Raw genomic sequence first — 17,596 nt, 5'->3', positions numbered from 1 at the left:
TTTAATCATCACTTGTTTCCCCGGGACTTGAACTGCATTCTGAGTGCCCATATAAATCAACAAGTTAAATATTGTTCCAGATTGGCACACAAGTTGCCATTGTCAATGGAGACACAACCCGATGCCTATCACAGGAGTACAATCATGAGCATTTTTTCTCGCCTGGCCGACATCATCAATTCCAATCTGACGGCCCTGCTCGACAAGGCGGAAGATCCCCAGAAAATGGTGCGTCTGATCATCCAGGAGATGGAAGATGAACTGGTGAAGGAGCGCTCCAATCTGGCCCGCTTCCTCGCGAATCAAAAAGAGATCGGCCGTCAGGTGAGCCGCCATCAGGAGCGGGTCGCCGAGTGGCAGGGCAAGGCCGAGCTGGCCCTGACCAAAGGGCGCGAAGATCTGGCCCGTGCCGCCCTCATCGAGAAGAGCAAGCAGGCGGAGCTTGCCGACGCCCTGTCTCGGGAACAGCAGGCGGTGGACAGCGGCATCGAGAAGCTGGGGGAGGAGATCCGCCAGCTGGAAGCCAAGCTGGAAGACGCCCGTGCCCGCCAGAAGGCGATGGCCATTCGCAGCGAAGCCGCCAGCAGCCGCCTCAACGTGCAAAGCCAGGTGGCCCGTGGCGACAGCCAGGCCGTGGTGAGCAAGTTCGAGCGCATGGAGCGCCGCATCGACGAGATGGAAGCCCGCGCCGATCTGGGGCAGTCCGACAAGGCGCTCGCCCAGCAGTTTGCCGAGCTGGAGGCGGACGACCAGATTAGCCGCGAGCTGGAAGCCATGCGCCAGAAGCTGGGCCAGCACAATCCGGCACCGAAACAGGGAGAGTAACAGATGGAAGATCTGCTGGGTGTATTGATGGTTCCCATGGTGGTCTTCATGGTGGTGGTGGCCCCCATCTGGCTGGTGCTGCACTACCGCGCCAAGGGACGCATTGGCGCCGGTCTTGCCGATGGTGAGCGTGAACAGCTGCAGGGCTTGCTGGTGCGTGCCGAGAAGATGCAGGAACGGGTCGGCGCCCTGGAGTCGATTCTGGATGCCGAGGTTCCTGGTTGGAGAAACAAGGTATGACGGTTTTCAATGAGAGATGTCATGACCGTGGCAAAAAGCCGGAGCGGGCCGGAACCGTATTGGCGTCGATTCTGGATGCGGAAGTCCCCGGTTGGAGGAACAAGGTATGAACAGTGTCAGTCGTGAAGGGCGCAACCTGTACCGGGATCCCCAACGGGGCAAGATTGCCGGGGTCTGTGCCGGTCTGGCAGAGTACTTCGGGGTGGAGACTTGGATCGTGCGGCTGCTGGCCATCAGTGGTCTCATCTTCGCCGGTTTCATCACCTTCACCGCCTATATTGCCGCCTGGTTCTTGCTCGACAAGAAGCCGGTCACCCTCTACTCCCAGGAGGATGCCGAGTTCGCCGAGGTGCGGATGAAGGCGCGCAGCTGGCAGGCTGGCGTCACACCTCATCAGGCCCTTGCCCGCATCGGCCAGGAGCTGGATGCACTGGAGCCCAGGGTGCAGCGCATCGAGAAGCTGGTGACCTCCAAGGAGTTCACCCTGCAACGGGAGTTCAGCAAGCTCTAATCGTGCCGGGCCGCGAGGATACCGCCTCGCGGCCGTCTCTCTGATGTGATCACAAGGAGAAAAAGACCCGCCTTGATACGCAACAAACTCGAACACTCCTGGTCGGTGCTCCAGCACAAGGCCGTTGACGCGGTGAACCGGGCCCGGGATCGCCACATCAGGCTGGCGGTCACCGGCCTTTCTCGCAGCGGCAAGACCGCGTTTATCACGGCGCTGGTCAATCAACTGGAGCACGCGGCCATTGACGGTCGTCTGCCACTCTGGGACGCCCAGCGCCAGGGACGTATCCTCGGTGCTCGCCGGGTGCCCCAGCAAAACGCCCACATTCCCACCTTCCCCTACGAACGGGGCCTCGATGCCCTGTTTGGCGATCCGCCCGCCTGGCCCGCGCCGACCCGAGGGGTGGCCGAGGTACGCCTCGAGATCCGTTATCGCACCCGCCATCCGCTGCGTCGGCACCTGGGTGAGATCTCCACCCTCTATGTGGATCTGGTGGATTATCCCGGGGAGTGGCTGCTGGATTTGCCGCTGCTGGATCTGAACTACGAGCAGTGGAGCGAGCAGGTGCGGGAGCAACTGCGTCGTCCCGAGCTGCAAGCCCTGGCGGCAGGCTGGTTGACGCCGCACTGGCAGGCGGATCAAGCCTTCGAGGAGCGGGTCGCCAGCGAACTGGCCGCCCGCTACACCGATTATCTGCACGCCTGCAAGCAGGCGCTCGGGCTTCACCTCATCCAGCCCGGGCGTTTCGTGTTGCCCGGCGAGTATGCCGGTGCGCCGCTGCTGCAATTCGTGCCCTGGGTGTGGGAGATGCCCACGCACTCCCCCGAAGACGGCACCCTCTACGCCACCTTCAAGCAGCGCTTCGAGCAGTACAAGCAGCATCTGGTACAGGGCTTCTATGAGCAGCACTTTGCAGGCTTCGATCGCCAGATCGTGCTGGTGGACTGCCTGGCGCCCCTCAATGCCGGTGCCGCGAGCTTTGGTGACATGCAGCAGGCCATCGCCCGCATCATGGAGAGCTTCGCCTACGGCAAGAGCAACTGGTGGCGCCGTCTGTTCGCCCCGCGCATCGACAAGCTGCTGTTTGTGGCGAGCAAGGCCGATCACGTCACGCCGGAGCAGCACGGACCTCTGGTGTCGCTCCTGCAGCACCTGGTGAGCCGTGGCCGGGGCCAGGCCCGCTTCGAGGGGATAGAGACCGAATGCCTGGCGCTGGCAGCCATCAAGGCCACCGAGGTGGGCAAGGGGGTGGCAGACGGACGGGAATTTCCCGCCATTCGTGGCACTACCCTCTCGGGCGAGCCCTTGCTGCTCTTCCCGGGGGAGGTGCCTGCCCAGATCCCGCCTGCGCAGTGGTGGAAAACTCAAGGGTTTGATTTTCAGGCCTTTCGCCCGCTGCCCATGAGCGCCCATCAGGCGCTCCCCCATATCCGGCTCGATGCGGCGCTGGAGTTCCTGCTCGGGGATCACCTCGAATAACGGGTGGGTGGCCCGCTGTGCTCGAGGGGCGCCCACAGGAGAGAATGCGATGAACGATCAGACAAGATGGCGCACCGATGACGCCGCTCCCCTGCAAGGCAAGGTGACGCTGGAGCCCGCGCCCTCGATGGCAAGCGAAACGCTGCCACCCGCCCCGGCCCGGCGGCTGGAAGAGGAGAGCTTCGAGCCTCTGGACGCGCTGGACGAGCTCACCGAGGTGGAACCCGCGCTTACCGTCAGGCCTCGGCGCCGTCATCGTCTGCTGGCCTGGGGGCTGGGCGGGGTGGGGCTGCTGTCCCTTGGCCAGTTTGGCGCTTTTCTGGTGGATCAGTTTGCCGCCTCCCCCTTCTGGGGCGGGGCCTGGCTGCTCGCCTCCGGCCTGGTGGCGGTGGGCACCGCCGGGGTGGCGGGGCGTGAATGGCTGCGGCTGCGCACCTTGAAGCGACGCCAGGATGTGCGCTCAAGAGCCGAAGATCTGCTGGCCCATCAGGGGGTGGGTCGGGGGCAGGCCTTCTGCGAGGTCCTGGCCGAGAAGAGCGGTGACAAGGGGCGGGAAGGGTATCGCACCTGGTTATCCCAGCTTGACGAAAGCCACAGCGATCGGGAAGTGCTGACCCTCTACAGCCAGCTGGTGCTCACCGAGCGGGACAAGCTGGCCCAGGCCCGCGTCGCCAAATGGTCAGGGGAGGCCGCCGTGCTGGTGGCCCTGAGCCCGCTCGCCACCGTCGACATGATGCTGATGCTCTGGCGCAACCTGCGGATGATCGAGGACATCGCCGATGTCTATGCCATCGAGCTCGGCTACTGGAGCCGCATCCGCCTCATTCGCCAGGTGTTTCGCAACATGCTCTATGCGGGGGCCACCGAGCTGGTGACCGAGGTAGGGATGGATCTGCTGGGGGCCGAGCTGACCGCCAAGCTCTCCGCCCGCGCCGCCCAAGGGGTCGGGGCCGGGTTGCTCACCGCGCGCCTCGGGATGCGTACCATGGAAGCCTGTCGTCCGCTCCCCTGGTGTGCCGACGAGAAGCCGAAACTGGGCGAGCTGCGCAAGCGGCTGATCGGCCAGTTGGCGGGTTATCTCAACAAGTCGTGAGGTGGCTGGCACCCGACATGGATGTCACAAATTATTTACAATTGTCAAAAGCAGCCGACCCCGGGGTCGGCTGCTTTTTTGAGGGGCAAACCGTTACAGTGATCCCATGACTCAACGGCCAGTGACCGCCCGGATGGCGGCTGGCACCCGAAGGATGGGAGCACTCATGGCAAGTCTCTACACGGCCCGCCAACCGGATGGGCAGGGCAGGATCCACTACACGGACGAGGAGCACGGCACCTGGCGGATCCTGATTGCACGCCAGCTTGCGGCGCTCGATGGCAAGGCCTGCGACGAATACCAGGCCGGGTTGGCACGCCTCGACCTGCCTCTGGACCGCATCCCCCAGCTAGGTGAGATCAACGCTGCCCTGATGCCCGCCACCGGCTGGTCGGTGGCGGCGGTGCCGGCACTCATCTCCTTTGATCACTTCTTCGCGCTGCTCGCTGATCGCCGTTTTCCCGTCGCCACCTTCATTCGCCGCCGGGACGAGTTCGACTACCTGCAAGAGCCCGACATCTTCCACGAGATCTTCGGCCACTGCGCCATGCTGACCAACCCGGCCTTTGCCCACTTCACCCACCTGTATGGTCGGCTCGGACTCCATGCCAGCAAGGAGGAGCGGGTCTATCTGGCGCGGCTCTACTGGTTCACGGTGGAGTTCGGTCTCCTGCAAGGGGAGGAGGGGCTGCGCATCTACGGCGGCGGCATTCTCTCCTCCATCGGCGAGACCGCCTATGCCCTCTCGGGCAAGCCCGAGCTGCAACCCTTCGATCTGCTGGAGATCCTGCGTACCCCCTATCGCATCGACATCATGCAGCCGACCTATTTCGTGCTGCCTCGTCTCGATACCCTCTATGGTCTGGAGGGGCAGGGGATCATGGCGGCCGTGGCCGAGGCCCGTCGTCTTGGCCTGCGTCCACCCCGCTTTGCCCCCGTTGCCGGCAAGCAGGCGAGCTGACCCGTATTCATTCCCACAATGTTTCATGAAAGGAGTCCCGAATGACTGAACTGGCGAGTCAACGATGCGAGGCGTGCCGCGCCGATGCCCCCAGGGTGAGCGATCAGGAGCTGGGGGAGCTGATGCACCTCATCCCCGACTGGCAGCCCCTGGTGGTGAACGGCGAGCTGCAACTGCGTCGTGAATTTGTGTTTCGCAACTTCAAGGAGGGGCTGGCGTTCACCAACCGCCTCGGAGAACTGGCGGAGGCGGAGTTCCATCATCCGGCGATCTTGCTCGAATGGGGCAAGGTGACCGTGAGCTGGTGGACCCACAAGATAGGCGGCTTGCATCGCAACGACTTCATCATGGCAGCCCGCACCGACGCGTTGATGAAGTAACCGCCGTCTGGCGCCAGCGCAGACAGGGCCTGCCCGGTGAAAGCGGGGCAGGCCCGCATTTTTGTGGGGGAGCGCTCGCACTGGCGGGATCGAGTCTGTATTATCCCGTTATTCAGAATGTTAGCTAGGAAGTGTGTGCCGAATGCGTCTTGAAGTCAGCTGTGAAGACCGTCTGGGCCTGACCCGGGAATTGCTCGACCGACTGGTGGAGCACAACATCGATCTGCGCGGCATCGAAATCGATACCTCAGGCATCATCTATCTCAATTTCCCCGAGCTGGAGTTCCGTGACTTTCAGCATCTGATGCCGGAAATTCGCCGCATTCCCGGCGTCTATGACGTCAAGACCATCCCCTACATGCCCTCCGAGCGGGAACACCACGAGATAGAGGCCCTGCTCAAGGCACTGCCGGACCTGGTCTTCTCCCTCGACAGCAAGGGGCGGGTGACTCAGGCCAACCAGGCCGCTCTCACCACCCTGGCGTTGCCACCGGACGAGGTGCGCGGCGTGGCGATCGCCTCCCTGGTCAAGGGCTTCTCGTTTGGCCGCTGGCTGGAGTCGGGGGAGATCAAGCCCCAGACCTGCAAGCTGAGCCTCGGTGGCGAAGAGTACCTGGGCGATCTGATGCCGCTGTTCGTGGCCGAAGAGAAGGGCAAGCAGGCTCTGGCCGGCGCCGTGGTGGTGCTCAAATCCGCCCGCCGGGTCGGCATGCACTTCAGTGCCCTGCACGCGGTGGAAGTGGGGGGCTTTGAGCACCTCCAGGCCGAGAGCCAGAAGATGAAAGAGGTGCTGGCCCAGGCAGCCAAGCTCGCGATGCAGGACGCTCCCTTGCTCATCGTGGGGGATACCGGCACCGGCAAGGAGTTGCTGGCCCGGGCCTGCCACGGCGCCAGCCTTCGCTCCAGCCACCCCTTCATGGCGCTCAACTGCGCGGCCATGCCGGACAACGTGGCCGAGAGCGAGCTGTTCGGCTATGCCCCCGGCGCCTTTGGCAACAACACCGAGGGCAAGCGCGGGGTGCTGGAGCTGGCCAGCGGTGGCACCCTGATGCTGGACGAGATCGGCGACATGTCCCCCCATCTGCAGACCAAGTTCCTGCGGGTGCTGCAAGATGGCGTGTTTCGCCGGGTCGGTGACGAGCAGGAGGTGAGGGTCAACGTGCGCTTCATCTGCACCACCCAGAAGCAGTTGCTGGATCTGGTCCATGAAGGGAAGTTTCGCGAAGATCTCTACTACCGCCTCAATGTGCTTAGCCTCAATCTGCCGCCGCTGCGCGAGCGCAAGGCGGACATCATGGCCCTGGCCCAGCAGTTCGTGTCGCGCTTTGCCAGCGAACTGCAGCGCCCGCGCCCGCGCTTTACCCGCAACATGGCCGAGTACCTCACCGCCTACCGCTGGCCCGGCAACGTGCGCCAGCTGCGCAACTGCCTCTATCGGGCCATGACCCTGCTGGAAGGGGACGAGATTGGACCCGAGCACGTGGACTTGCCGGTGGCGGCCGATGCCATGCCGCTCATCGACGAGTGGTTCGAAGGGGGGCTCGACGAGGCGGTGAAGCGTTTCGAGAGCCGCCTGCTGGAGCGGCTCTACCCGGCGTTCCCCTCCACCCGCCAACTGGCCAAGCGGCTCGGTGTCTCCCATACCGCTATCGCCAACAAGCTGCGCGAATATGGGATTGGCAAGAAGTAGTGTCGATGGACGGTGTCTGCCAGGGACACTGAGCGCCTTGCAGGCACGGCTGCGACACCCGGTGACGCAACCGTGCCACTTGCCTCTGGGGGCTGGCCACCCGGCTGGTAAGCTCGGTGCGGTGCCATGCTGGCACTCTCATCCTGGGCGTCGGGTGACCCCGGCGCCGACCTGGACACTCTCGCGGGCACCATGCAGATGTTTTGTTACCTCCGGTTACTGATGTGGCTGACGCCACTGTGCTGCATGCTGATGCTGGCAAACCAGGCCATGGCGGCGACCTCCGCCGAGGCGCGCAGCGACATGGTGCGCCAGACCGTGCTCGATATCCTCAGTTACACCCGCTGGCCCAGCGAGCCCGCCAGACTTCGGCTCTGCATCACGGCGCCGACGGAATATGCGTCATCCCTTCTGACCATTGAACGGCAGGCCAATGGCCGACCGGTGGAGGTCCATCGCTACGACATGGACGACGAGTCACTGATCCAGCGCTGCGATGTCATCTATCTGGGGGTGCTGGCACCGGCGCAGCGCCTCTCCCTGTTCGAGCGCCTGCGCGGTCACGCCATCCTCAGCATCAGTGAGCAGAGCCGCGAGTGCATCGCCGATGCGGTCTTCTGTCTGCAGGCCGGGGAGGAGAGGGTGCGTTTTCGGGTCAATCTGGATGCGCTGGCCCGCAGCGGCGTACGAGTGCACCCGGCCGTGCTCAAGCTGGCGCGAGCCGATGAGGAGGTGCGATGACGGTCCATCACGCCACTCCCAGGCTTACCCTGCGACAGAGTCTGGGGCGCACCCACATGATGTCTCCCTGACTGCCGTCTGCATGGCCGGGCTGTTTCTGACCGTCACGGCGCTGCTGGCGCTGCGCCTTTATGCGGATCACAACCTCAAGCTGGTGGCGCGGGCCATCAGCTACACCACTGAGGCGGCCGTGGTCTTCCATGACAAGGAGGCGGCACTGGATGCCCTGGAGACCATCACCTCCCGGGAAGACATAGCCAGCGCCAGCATAGTGCTGCCGGACGGCCAGGTACTGGCGAGCTGGCGCCGGGACATCACCACCCCCTGGACCACCCTGGAGCAGCACCTGGTCCGCCTGATCCTGCCGGGGCCCGTGGCGCTCCCCATGGTGCGCGAGCACAAGGAGATAGCCAGGGTGCATCTGGTCGGTCACGGCCAGTACCTGCTGCGATTCCTGTTGCAGACCTTGCTGGCTACCCTGGTGTGCCTGCTCATCAGTATTCTCGGGGCACTCCATGTGGCGCGCCGGATGCAGTGCTCCATCACGGCCCCCCTCAAGGCCCTGACCGAGGTGGCTTACAACGTCAGCCGCCAGCGGGCCCTCAAGGAGCGGGTGCCGGCGGCCAATATCGCCGAGCTGCACGAGCTGGGTGAGGATTTCAATTCGCTGCTCGACGAGCTGGAAGCCTGGCAGGCCCACTAGAAGCGGGAGAACGCCAGCCTGCTGCATCAGGCAACCCATGATCCCCTGACCGGTCTGCCCAACCGCGCTCTGTTCGAGGCTCGCATGGAGCAGGCCATCCTGGCAGGCAACAAGGGGCATGAAGGTTTTGCCCTGCTCTATCTGGATTGCGATCGTTTCAAGCAGATCAATGACAACCTGGGCCACGGCATCGGCGACGAAGTGCTGATCGCCGTGGCGCGGCGGGTGCTGCATCAGCTCAGGCCCCTGGATCTGGTTTGCCGGCTGGGGGGAGATGAGTTCGTCATCCTCCTGACCCCGATCCAGGGGGAGGACGAGGTACGCGAGGTGATAGGGCGAGTGCAGCAGGCCATGAACACCCCCGTGGTATTGAGTGACGGTCGCCATCTCGGGGTGGGGATCAGCATCGGCTCTGCCCTCTATCCCGAGCAGGGGAAGACGGCGGATGCCCTGCTGCAATGGGCAGACGACGCCATGTATCAAGCCAAACGACAACGCAGGGAGGAGAGAGAAACACGAAAAACGAGCACGTGAAGTTGAACCGGAAATAGTGAAAGGATGATAAGAATGCGCATGTTGAACCCGATCAAAGCGGGCCTGGTGGCACTGTTGCTGAGTGTGCTGGCGGCGTGCCAGAGCCCTCCCCAGGGGCTCACGGCGGAGCAGATCGCCGCCTTGAAGGAGCAGGGATTTCACCTGACCGACGAGGGATGGACCCTGGATATCTCCAACAAGGTGCTGTTCGCCAACAATGTGGGGGCCCTCAACCCCGAGACCCGCCAGGTGGTGGAGAAACTCGGCAAGGCCCTGATTGAGGTAGGACTGAACCGGGCCCGGGTGGACGGTCATACCGACTCCAACGGTGATGAGGCCTACAACCAGCAACTCTCCCTCAAGCGGGCACGGTCGGTGGCCGATGTCCTGGTGTCGGTGGGTATGCCACAGGGGAACCTGGATATCCGTGGCCGCGGAGAAGAGGCGCCCATCGCCGACAACGCGACCGCTGCCGGGCGAGCGGAAAATCGCCGGGTTGCCATCATCATCGGCAATGGCTGACCCCCGTCAGCCGGTATCGGCGCGGCGCTCCCGTCAGGAGCCTTGAATCAACCGCCCGATCCTGTGTGTGCCACCACTCTCCAGTGGGAGAGTGGCTCTCTTCCCTTGTTGTTTCACGCTTTCCTTGCCTGACGCGCTGTTGCCCTGATGGGGACAGAGTGACGGCTCAATCCTTCCCGACTTGATCCAGCACAAATACCTGCAACTGATATTCGTTATCATTTGCGTTATTTACGCAGGGTAACCCAGTGACGACTCTCCAGCTTTCTTCGACCATGACGGGGCTTTGTACCCCGGATCCCCTCAAATTCGCCTTCACCGCCAAGACGTCGGCCCATGCCAGCCGGGGAGGGACCGCCCCCCTGATGCTGGACGATGCCGGCTGGCAAGCCTGGTGGCAGCAGGAGAGCGAGGCCAAGGCCCGAGCGCTCTATATCCATATCCCGTTTTGCCGCAAGCGCTGCAGTTTTTGCAACTTCTTCGAAAACGGCGCCAATCCGGCGCGCATGAGCCGCTACATGGAGGCACTCTGCGGGTCGCTGCGCCAGGCAGCCGAGACGCCGCTTGTCCAGAGCCGGCCTTTCTCGGCGGTCTATGTGGGGGGCGGTACGCCAACCGACATGGCGGCGGGCGATCTCGCCCGCCTGGCCAGCGTCATCCGCCGTTTTCCCCTGACCGTGGATGCGGAACTGACCCTGGAGGGGCGACTCAACGGCTTTGATGACGAGAAGTGGCAGACGGCCCTGGCGGGCGGTTTCAACCGCTTCTCGTTCGGCGTGCAGAGTTTTGATACCCGCGTGCGCCAGCAGGCGGCCCGCTTCGATGACAGGGAGACCTTGCTGTCCCGGCTGGCGGCGCTGACCCGCCACAACGAGGCGGTGATCGTGGCGGATCTCATCTTCGGTCTGCCGGGGCAGGATGAGGCCGTGTGGCGCCAGGATATCGCGGATGTGATGGCGAGCGGGGTGCACGGGGTGGATCTCTATCAACTCATCTCCATGGCGGGCACCAACCTGGCGCGCGCCGACGAGAAAGGCACCCTGGGCTGGGCCGCCGATGGCCAGCAGCGGGCAGTCATGTATGCCGACGGGGCACGGACGCTGGAGGCGGGGGGCTGGGAGCGGCTCTCCTGCAGCCACTGGCGGCGCATCGATGCCGAGCAGAGCCGCTACAACCAGATGGCCAAGTGGGGCGCCGAGATCCTGCCCTTCGGCGCAGGGGCGGGGGGCAACATTCACGGCCACGGCCTCATGTATGGCCGGGATCTGGCGCCCTGGCATGAGGCGCAGGCGGGGGGCGTGCGTGCTCCCGGCATGGTGATGAGGCCCAATCCCGATGCCCGTCTCGACGGGCTGCTGCGAGGGGGGCTCGATACCGGATGGCTGGCGTTGTCGCAATTGCCACAGGGGCTGGTCTCCCACCTGATGCCGCTCTTTGAGGCCTGGCAGCGACACGGGCTGGCACGGCTCTCGGCCGAGCGTCTCGCCCTCACCCTGGCGGGGCGTTTCTGGAACGTGAATTTGCAGGCCGGGTTGTTCGAGTATCTGAGGTGCAATCCACCGGGGGGGATCAAGGGGGGCGAGAAACCATCCGGCCACCCGGGCAAGATGGCCGGTCATGCCCTGGTATAACGGGCTATCGGAGCACAGAAAGGAGGCGGGGGCCTGGTGCAGGCCCCCGCTTTTTGTCAGCGGTTGTCGACCTCGTCCACCCGTACCCGCAGCGCTCCCTCTGCGAGGGTGGTGATCAGGGTCTGGCCTGCATTGACCTGGGATGCGCGGCGGATCACCTCCCCGGAGGGGGTGCGCACGATGGCGTAACCGCGCCCCAGGGTGGCCAGCGGGCTGATGCCGTCGAGGCGGGCTCCCAGCATGGCGAGGCGGTGGCGGGCGAGATCCTGGCGTTTTGCGATGAGGGCATGGAGGCGCTCCTCGGCAAGCTGGTGACGACGTTTGCCGATGGCCAGCCGCTTTTCGGGGCTTCTGGCCTGCAGGCGCATGGCGAGGCCCGCCAGGCGCCGCTCCCCCTGGTGCAGGCGATCACGCAGGTGCTGCTGCAAGCGGCGGTCGAGCTCGTCGAGGCGCTGGGACTGCTGCTCCAGCCGTCGCTTGGGATCCTGATGATCGAGCCGCTTCTGCAGCAGGACGAAGCCATGGCGGGCGGCGACCTGGTGACGGCTCATGGCCTGGGTGAGCCGCTGGCGCAGGTGCACGAGGCGCTGGGCGCGGGTGCTCCTGTCCGGCGCGACCAGCTCGGCGGCGGCAGAGGGGGTGGGGGCACGAAGGTCGGCGGCAAAGTCGCTGATGGTGACGTCCACCTCGTGTCCTACGGCGCTCACCACGGGGATGGCGGAGCCTGCGATGGCCCGTGCCACCGCCTCTTCGTTGAAGCACCAGAGATCTTCAAGGGAACCGCCGCCGCGTCCGACGATGAGCACATCCACCTCGGCGCGGCGGTTGGCAAGCATGATGGCCGAGACGATCTGGGCGGTGGCGGCGCTCCCCTGCACCTGGGTCGGGTAGATGAAAACGGGCAAGTCCGGGGCGCGGCGTTCAAGCACCGTCAGCATGTCGTGCAGGGCGGCGCCTGTGGCGGAGGTGACCAGCCCGACGGCGCGGGGTTCCCGGGGCAAGGGGCGCTTGCGCCCTTCGTCAAAGAGCCCTTCGGCCCCGAGGCGGCGCTTGAGCTCCTCGAAGCGCAGGGCCAGCATGCCATCCCCGGCGGGCTGCATGGACTCGATGATGAGCTGGTAGTCGCCCCGGGGTTCATAGAGGGAGACTCGCGCCTGCACCAGCACCTGCATGCCATCCTGGGGACGGAACGGCACCCGGCGGTTGTTGCCCTTGAACATGGCGCAGCGCACCTGGGCCGACATGTCCTTGAGGGAGAAGTACCAGTGGCCGGAACTTGGCATCGCGAGGTTCGAGAGCTCGCCGGTGAGCCACACCAGCCCCAGATCCTGCTCCAGGATCATGCGCACGGCGCTGTTGAGGCGGGTGACGGTGAAGATCTGCTGTTGTCTGCTCTGACTGGCGGGTTCGAGGTGATTCAAGGCTGGCCCTGCTGTGGTGTCCGCCGGGGCGGGAGAAACGATGGGGGTCATCTTACCCCAGTTGCGCCCATCTGCCGAGCCATGGGCCCGGCAGATGACGCGGAGCCTAGGCTTGTGCCTTGGCCGACTTGACGGCTCTGGCGGGGCTGGTCACCAGCCAGACCGCGAGGCAGACCACGGCGCCGCCGAACACGAAGCCGCCGGTGAGGGTTTCCCCCAGCACCAGATAGCCCCACAGGATGCCGAAGGGCGGAATGAGGAAGGTGACAGTGAGGCTTCGCAGGGGGCTGATGTCGGCGATCAGCCTGAAATAGAGCAGATAGGCGAAGGCGGTACAGAGGAAGCCGACCGCCAGCACGCTGGCCCAGACCCCAGGCTGGGCCCAGTCGACGGCGGGGCCGGTCGCCAGGGTGTAGCCGAAGAAGGGAAGCAGGAAGAGGACGGCCCCTATCTGGCTGCCAAAGGCCACCAGTTTGGCGTCCAGGCCTCCCCGCTCGGTGACCCAGCGTCTCGTCAGGAAGCCGGCGCAGCCATAGCAGGCGGTGGCGATGAGGCAGGCCAGCACCCCGATGGCCAGTTGGCCGCTCAGGTCGACCTCCCCGGTGATGGTGATGAGCCCGATGCCCACCAGCCCCAGCATGACCCCGGCCCACTTTCACAAGGTCAGCGTCTCGTGAAAGAAGGAGAAGCCGATGAGGGCGCCCATCAGGGGCGTGGTGGCGTTGAGGATGGCGGAATACCCTGCGGGCAGCCAGAGGGCCGCCACGGCATACATCAGGAAGGGGACGCCGGAGTTGATGATGCCAAGCACCATGATGGATTTGAGCTTGCCCTGAAACTGCATGGGGGTGCGCAGCAGCAGGAGCATGGCGGCGAGCCCGACGAGGGCGAAGAAGACCCGCAGGAAGGTGGTGTTGACCGAGCCGAACGCCGGCGCCGCGATGCGCATGAACAAAAAGCTGGCACCCCAGATGGCTGCCAGCGCGAGCAATCTCCCGTAATCCGATGGTCTCATCGTTTCTCTCTGAATGAACCGCCCTGTTGCCCGAGATGGCAAGGGGGATTGCATCATGGGGGCAAGTGTCCCCGGTGGCAACGGCGCCGTGCAGGAGGCAGGGGCTGACCCTGTGCCCGAGGTGGTCGCGGAGGGCGGCCATCTTGCTCTCCCCGATGGGGGTGCCCCTCACTTCTGCGCCAGGAAATGAAAGCGCTATCAATCACATACAGCCCATGACGAGGTCGACAGTGGTCACATTTTGCGCGTGTTGGCCATTAATTGGCCATGGGGGACTCTAGACTGGTCGGGCTCATCTGAAGGCGGGACGTTGCGGATGGGGGAATGCCGGGACACACCGGCATCACACACAAACAATGAAAATAAAGGACTATCAATGGCTAGATGGATACTCGCGGCCGGATTGTTGGGAACCCTGATCACGGCGCCGAGCACGGCGGCGGAGTGGTTCTTCCGGGGCACCGCGAATGGATGGGCGGCGACCGCCATGACGTCGACGGACGGCGTCAATTTTGATACCTGTCAGCGCTTCGTGAGCGGGGATGCCAGCGGCGGCCCGCGCTTCAAGATAGACAGGTACGGCAACTGGCAGCAGAGCTACCCGGCGGCCGACTACGGGGTCAATGCCAACACGGCGTACCAGATCCGCATCAACGCGAGCACCCAGGCGGTGAGCGCGACGGCGGTGGCCAGTTGCGAGGCTTCGGGGTTTGCCAGCACCTTGCCGCAGCTCAACGTGCGCGGCACCTTCAACGGCTGGGCCAGCCTCCCCATGACCCTGGTAGGGGATCACCTGTGGCAGGTGGAAGCCTACCTGGATGGCAAGGCGAGCCAGCGCCTCAAGTTTGATCAGGCTGGCGACTGGGCCGTCAACTTTGGCGACAGCAACGGCGACGGCGTGCTGGAGAAAAGTGGCGGCGACATCTTCTGGAGCGCCGTGGGCACGGTGCGCATCCAGGTCAACGATCAGACCCTGGCCTACAGCATCACCCCCCTCGGGGATGACAACCAGCCGCCGCTCGCGGTCATCACCCCGGGGGGGACGGTGAACGTGACCCAGGGGGCGTCGCTCACCTTGAGCGGCAGCGACTCCACGGATCCCGACGGCCAGATCGCGAGCTATCTGTGGAGCAGCGGCGAGACCACGGAGAGCATCGTCGTCAACACCACCCAGACCGGCACCTTCACCTATGGCCTCACGGTCACCGACGATCAGGGCGCCAAGGGCAGCAGCAGCGTGAGTGTGGTGGTCGGGGCAGGACAGAGCAGCGACAGCTGGTACTTCCGGGGCACGGCCAACAACTGGGGGCTCACCCCCATGACCAGCGAGGATGGCACCACCTTCTGCACCGAGCAGGCCTTTGGCAGCAACAACCCCCGCTTCAAGATTGACCACAAGGGGGACTGGACCGAGGCGTATCCGGCCCAGGATTATCTGGTCAGCGCCAACACCAGCTATCGCATCTGCTTTGACAGCCTGCGCAAGGCCATCGAGGTGGAGACGCTGGCCGGGGCCGATCTGCAGGCCCCCACGGTGACGGCCACCCCGTCCCCGGGGAGTTATGTGGACAGTCAGTCCATCACCCTGGGAGTGAGCGACGATCAGGACAGCGCCCCCGCCGTGTATTTCACGACGGACGGCAGCCAGCCCACCACGGCATCGGCCCGCTATGCAGGCCAGCCCCTGGTGGCGAGCGACAAGGGGAGCGGCATCGATCTGGTGATCCGCACCCTTGCCATCGACGCCAGCGGCAATCAGCGCGAGCAGCGCTTCGAGTACCGTATCGGCGAGCAGGGGGTGGCGAGCGGCGATTTTCGCGCCGAGAGCATCTACTTCCTGCTGACTGCCCGCTTCTATGATGGCGATGCCAGCAACAACTACTACAACCGGGATCGCTACAAGGCGGGGGATCCCCAGTGGCGTGGCGACTTCAAGGGTTTGATCGCCAAGCTCGACTACATCAAGGATCTCGGCTTCACCGCCATCTGGGTGACGCCGCCGGTGGAGAACCGCTCCGGCCTCGACTACCACGGCTACCATGCCTACGACTTCTACCGGGTCGATCCCCGTCTGGAGTCGCCGGGGGCGGGTTACCGGGAGTTCATCCAGGCGGCCCACGCCAAGGGGCTCAAGGTGATCCAGGACGTGGTGCTCAACCACTCGAGCCAGTACGGCCTGCGCGGCAAGACCTGGATCGATCGCCTGCCCGTCAAATACTACGTACCGGCGGGGTCGAGCCAGGGACTCATCAACAATGGTCCCTATCAGGGCAATCTCGGGGACTACGCCAGTGCCAACCGCTGTGACGACGACAACCCGGCGGCTCCCGACTGGTACAAGGCCCGCTGCCAGTCCGATCCGGCGGGCACCCAGCCCCTGGTCGACCCCAAGACCGGCGCCACAGTGCCGAGCGCAGGCTACAACCCCAACCGCTTCTTCGGCATCGACGCCCAGACCCTGGATCCCGCCTGGTATCACCTGGACGGTTTCATGTCCGGCGGTGACTGGGAGAGCCCGCTTGCCCTGCAGCGCAAGCACATGGCGGGGGACTGCATCGATCTCGCCACCGGCAACCAGAACGTCAAGGACTACCTCAACGGCGCCATTCGTCAGTACCTCGACATGGGGGTCGATGCCATCCGTATCGATACCTTGAAGCACATCGAGCGGGACGAACTGCTGACCTATGTCCATGACTGGCAGGCCCACAAGCCGGGGCTGTTCGTCTTTGGCGAAAACCTGGTCAAGGGCACCGGCTGGGGCTCTGAGCTGGCCAACGACAATGCCTCGGCGGTGATCCGCCCCTGGTGGTATACCCGCACCACGCCGAACCCGGCCAATCCCCGTGCAGGGGGCGATTCCGGCCTCTCTGTGCTGGACTTCTCGCTGTTCTCCACCTTCCGTGACAACGTCACCCGGGGGAACTTTGGCGGGGTAGGGGGGATTTTCGCCATGGACTGGGTCTATGGGGATGCCACCAAGCTCATCACCTTCTTCCAGAACCACGACGTGGGGCCGGACAACGACTTCAAGTACCGCTACGGCGGGGAAGAGGGCAATGCGGCCATGACCTACAACCTGCTCTGGACGGCGCGGGGGATCCCGACCCTCTACTACGGGGAGGAGGTGATGTTCCAGGCGGGCAAGCCCCAGGACATCGACGGGGCCACCATGACGGTGGATCAGACCGGTCGTGCCTACTACGGAGATGTGCTGGACAACCCCGCCACCCCGAGCCACCCGCTCTATCAGCACATCAAGCGCCTGAACCAGATCCGCAAGGCGGTGCCCGCCCTGCAAAAAGCGCCCATGAGCCAGGTGAACGAGTGGGGGAGCGGCATCAGCTTCGTGCGTGATCTGAGCGCCCAAGGGAGCTACGCCGCCGTGGGCCTTGCGGCCAACTCGGCCCAGCAGATAAACCTGAGTGGCCTGAAGAACGGCACCTACACGGACGCGGTAACCGGTGCGAGCCAGAGCGTCAGCAACGGCAGCCTGAGCTTTGCGGTGCCCGCCTATTCGGCGCGGGTCTGGGTACTGAACGGCCCGGGCAAGGTAGGCGCTGACGGCAAATACCTCAAGTAAGGAAGCCCTGTCACAGGGGACAGCGAGTCGGCCTTCGGGCCGACTTTTTTATTCTGCCTTCTGCCTTCTGCCTTCTGCCTATGCCTGAATGGATGCCCCATCCTGATGGGACTCTGGCTGCGGAGGGGCTGGTGGATGGGCAGACCTGTGGACTCGCGACCAGCACGCTCATGGGAAGGGGGCTAGAGGGAAGGGAAGTGGTGCATCCGCTGCCCGAGTCACTCCATGCTCTGCATATTGCAGTGCTCATGGCAGTGAGCAAAGCGG

The 17,596-nt window shown here is 64.5% G+C and carries 13 protein-coding genes and 2 pseudogenes; 13 read left to right on the top strand and 2 right to left on the bottom strand.

Annotated elements, in window-relative coordinates; translation table 11 throughout:
* Window positions 1-144 precede the first annotated feature (144 nt).
* From pspA to hutW, 12 genes and pseudogenes are all read left to right on the top strand, one after another.
* Window positions 145-825 (top strand): phage shock protein PspA, encoded by a 681-nt coding sequence (gene pspA / locus ACPW74_RS10620; protein ID WP_010674534.1) that lies wholly within the window; start codon window positions 145-147, stop codon window positions 823-825.
* Window positions 826-828: 3 nt separating this feature from the next.
* Entirely contained in the window at window positions 829-1,065 is a 237-nt protein-coding gene (pspB, locus tag ACPW74_RS10615; RefSeq protein WP_005300084.1) for an envelope stress response membrane protein PspB, read from the top strand.
* Window positions 1,066-1,171: 106 nt separating this feature from the next.
* Window positions 1,172-1,576, top strand: coding sequence for an envelope stress response membrane protein PspC (gene pspC, locus ACPW74_RS10610; RefSeq protein ID WP_010674535.1), 405 nt, complete (start codon window positions 1,172-1,174; stop codon window positions 1,574-1,576).
* Between the two features lie 72 nt (window positions 1,577-1,648).
* Entirely contained in the window at window positions 1,649-3,055 is a 1,407-nt protein-coding gene (locus ACPW74_RS10605) for a YcjX family protein (protein ID WP_275873100.1), read from the top strand.
* 49 nt (window positions 3,056-3,104) lie between these two features.
* Window positions 3,105-4,148 carry a YcjF family protein gene (locus tag ACPW74_RS10600; protein ID WP_275873098.1) on the top strand — a complete coding sequence of 348 codons (1,044 nt, stop codon included), beginning with the start codon at window positions 3,105-3,107 and terminating at the stop codon, window positions 4,146-4,148.
* Between the two features lie 166 nt (window positions 4,149-4,314).
* On the top strand, window positions 4,315-5,109 hold the full coding sequence (phhA, locus tag ACPW74_RS10595; protein ID WP_279473824.1) for a phenylalanine 4-monooxygenase: 795 nt from the start codon (window positions 4,315-4,317) through the stop codon (window positions 5,107-5,109).
* Window positions 5,110-5,150: 41 nt separating this feature from the next.
* The gene (locus ACPW74_RS10590) at window positions 5,151-5,489 is read left to right on the top strand and encodes a 4a-hydroxytetrahydrobiopterin dehydratase (protein ID WP_041215281.1); all 339 of its coding nucleotides are present in this window, start codon (window positions 5,151-5,153) and stop codon (window positions 5,487-5,489) included.
* A gap of 142 nt (window positions 5,490-5,631) precedes the next feature.
* Window positions 5,632-7,179 carry a transcriptional regulator TyrR gene (gene tyrR / locus ACPW74_RS10585; RefSeq protein ID WP_275873096.1) on the top strand — a complete coding sequence of 516 codons (1,548 nt, stop codon included), beginning with the start codon at window positions 5,632-5,634 and terminating at the stop codon, window positions 7,177-7,179.
* A gap of 222 nt (window positions 7,180-7,401) precedes the next feature.
* Window positions 7,402-7,920 (top strand): YfiR family protein, encoded by a 519-nt coding sequence (locus tag ACPW74_RS10580; protein WP_236752716.1) that lies wholly within the window; start codon window positions 7,402-7,404, stop codon window positions 7,918-7,920.
* Window positions 7,917-9,157: pseudogene (locus ACPW74_RS10575) on the top strand (diguanylate cyclase domain-containing protein). Before ACPW74_RS10580 ends, ACPW74_RS10575 begins: the two are co-directional and overlap by 4 nt.
* A gap of 33 nt (window positions 9,158-9,190) precedes the next feature.
* Entirely contained in the window at window positions 9,191-9,679 is a 489-nt protein-coding gene (locus ACPW74_RS10570) for an OmpA family protein (RefSeq protein ID WP_010674543.1), read from the top strand.
* Between the two features lie 275 nt (window positions 9,680-9,954).
* On the top strand, window positions 9,955-11,310 hold the full coding sequence (gene hutW, locus ACPW74_RS10565; protein WP_143238324.1) for a heme anaerobic degradation radical SAM methyltransferase ChuW/HutW: 1,356 nt from the start codon (window positions 9,955-9,957) through the stop codon (window positions 11,308-11,310).
* 56 nt (window positions 11,311-11,366) lie between these two features.
* On the opposite strand, the gene xseA is transcribed toward hutW, so the two are convergent.
* The gene (gene xseA, locus ACPW74_RS10560) at window positions 11,367-12,731 is read right to left on the bottom strand and encodes an exodeoxyribonuclease VII large subunit (protein ID WP_143238326.1); all 1,365 of its coding nucleotides are present in this window, start codon (window positions 12,729-12,731) and stop codon (window positions 11,367-11,369) included.
* 106 nt (window positions 12,732-12,837) lie between these two features.
* Window positions 12,838-13,746: pseudogene (locus ACPW74_RS10555) on the bottom strand (DMT family transporter).
* Between the two features lie 376 nt (window positions 13,747-14,122).
* On the opposite strand from ACPW74_RS10555, the gene ACPW74_RS10550 reads away from it, so the two are divergent.
* Window positions 14,123-17,329, top strand: coding sequence for an alpha-amylase family glycosyl hydrolase (locus ACPW74_RS10550; RefSeq protein ID WP_279473823.1), 3,207 nt, complete (start codon window positions 14,123-14,125; stop codon window positions 17,327-17,329).
* Window positions 17,330-17,596 lie beyond the last annotated feature (267 nt).

It is taken from the genome of Aeromonas sp. INTO2 (genome assembly GCF_049860605.1).
GTDB lineage: Bacteria > Pseudomonadota > Gammaproteobacteria > Enterobacterales > Aeromonadaceae > Aeromonas > Aeromonas caviae.
The sequence above is the reverse complement of the archived record's forward strand: the minus strand, read 5'-3'. Positions and strand labels throughout refer to the sequence as shown.

Bases quoted from the DNA above. Each gene is read 5' to 3' on its own strand.
- pspA (WP_010674534.1), top strand. From the start codon at position 145: ATGAGCATTTTTTCTCGCCTGGCCGACATCATCAATTCCAATCTGACG.
- pspB (WP_005300084.1), top strand. From the start codon at position 829: ATGGAAGATCTGCTGGGTGTATTGATGGTTCCCATGGTGGTCTTCATG.
- pspC (WP_010674535.1), top strand. From the start codon at position 1,172: ATGAACAGTGTCAGTCGTGAAGGGCGCAACCTGTACCGGGATCCCCAA.
- ACPW74_RS10600 (WP_275873098.1), top strand. From the start codon at position 3,105: ATGAACGATCAGACAAGATGGCGCACCGATGACGCCGCTCCCCTGCAA.
- phhA (WP_279473824.1), top strand. From the start codon at position 4,315: ATGGCAAGTCTCTACACGGCCCGCCAACCGGATGGGCAGGGCAGGATC.
- ACPW74_RS10590 (WP_041215281.1), top strand. From the start codon at position 5,151: ATGACTGAACTGGCGAGTCAACGATGCGAGGCGTGCCGCGCCGATGCC.
- tyrR (WP_275873096.1), top strand. From the start codon at position 5,632: ATGCGTCTTGAAGTCAGCTGTGAAGACCGTCTGGGCCTGACCCGGGAA.
- ACPW74_RS10580 (WP_236752716.1), top strand. From the start codon at position 7,402: ATGTGGCTGACGCCACTGTGCTGCATGCTGATGCTGGCAAACCAGGCC.
- ACPW74_RS10570 (WP_010674543.1), top strand. From the start codon at position 9,191: ATGCGCATGTTGAACCCGATCAAAGCGGGCCTGGTGGCACTGTTGCTG.
- hutW (WP_143238324.1), top strand. From the start codon at position 9,955: ATGACGGGGCTTTGTACCCCGGATCCCCTCAAATTCGCCTTCACCGCC.
- ACPW74_RS10550 (WP_279473823.1), top strand. From the start codon at position 14,123: ATGGCTAGATGGATACTCGCGGCCGGATTGTTGGGAACCCTGATCACG.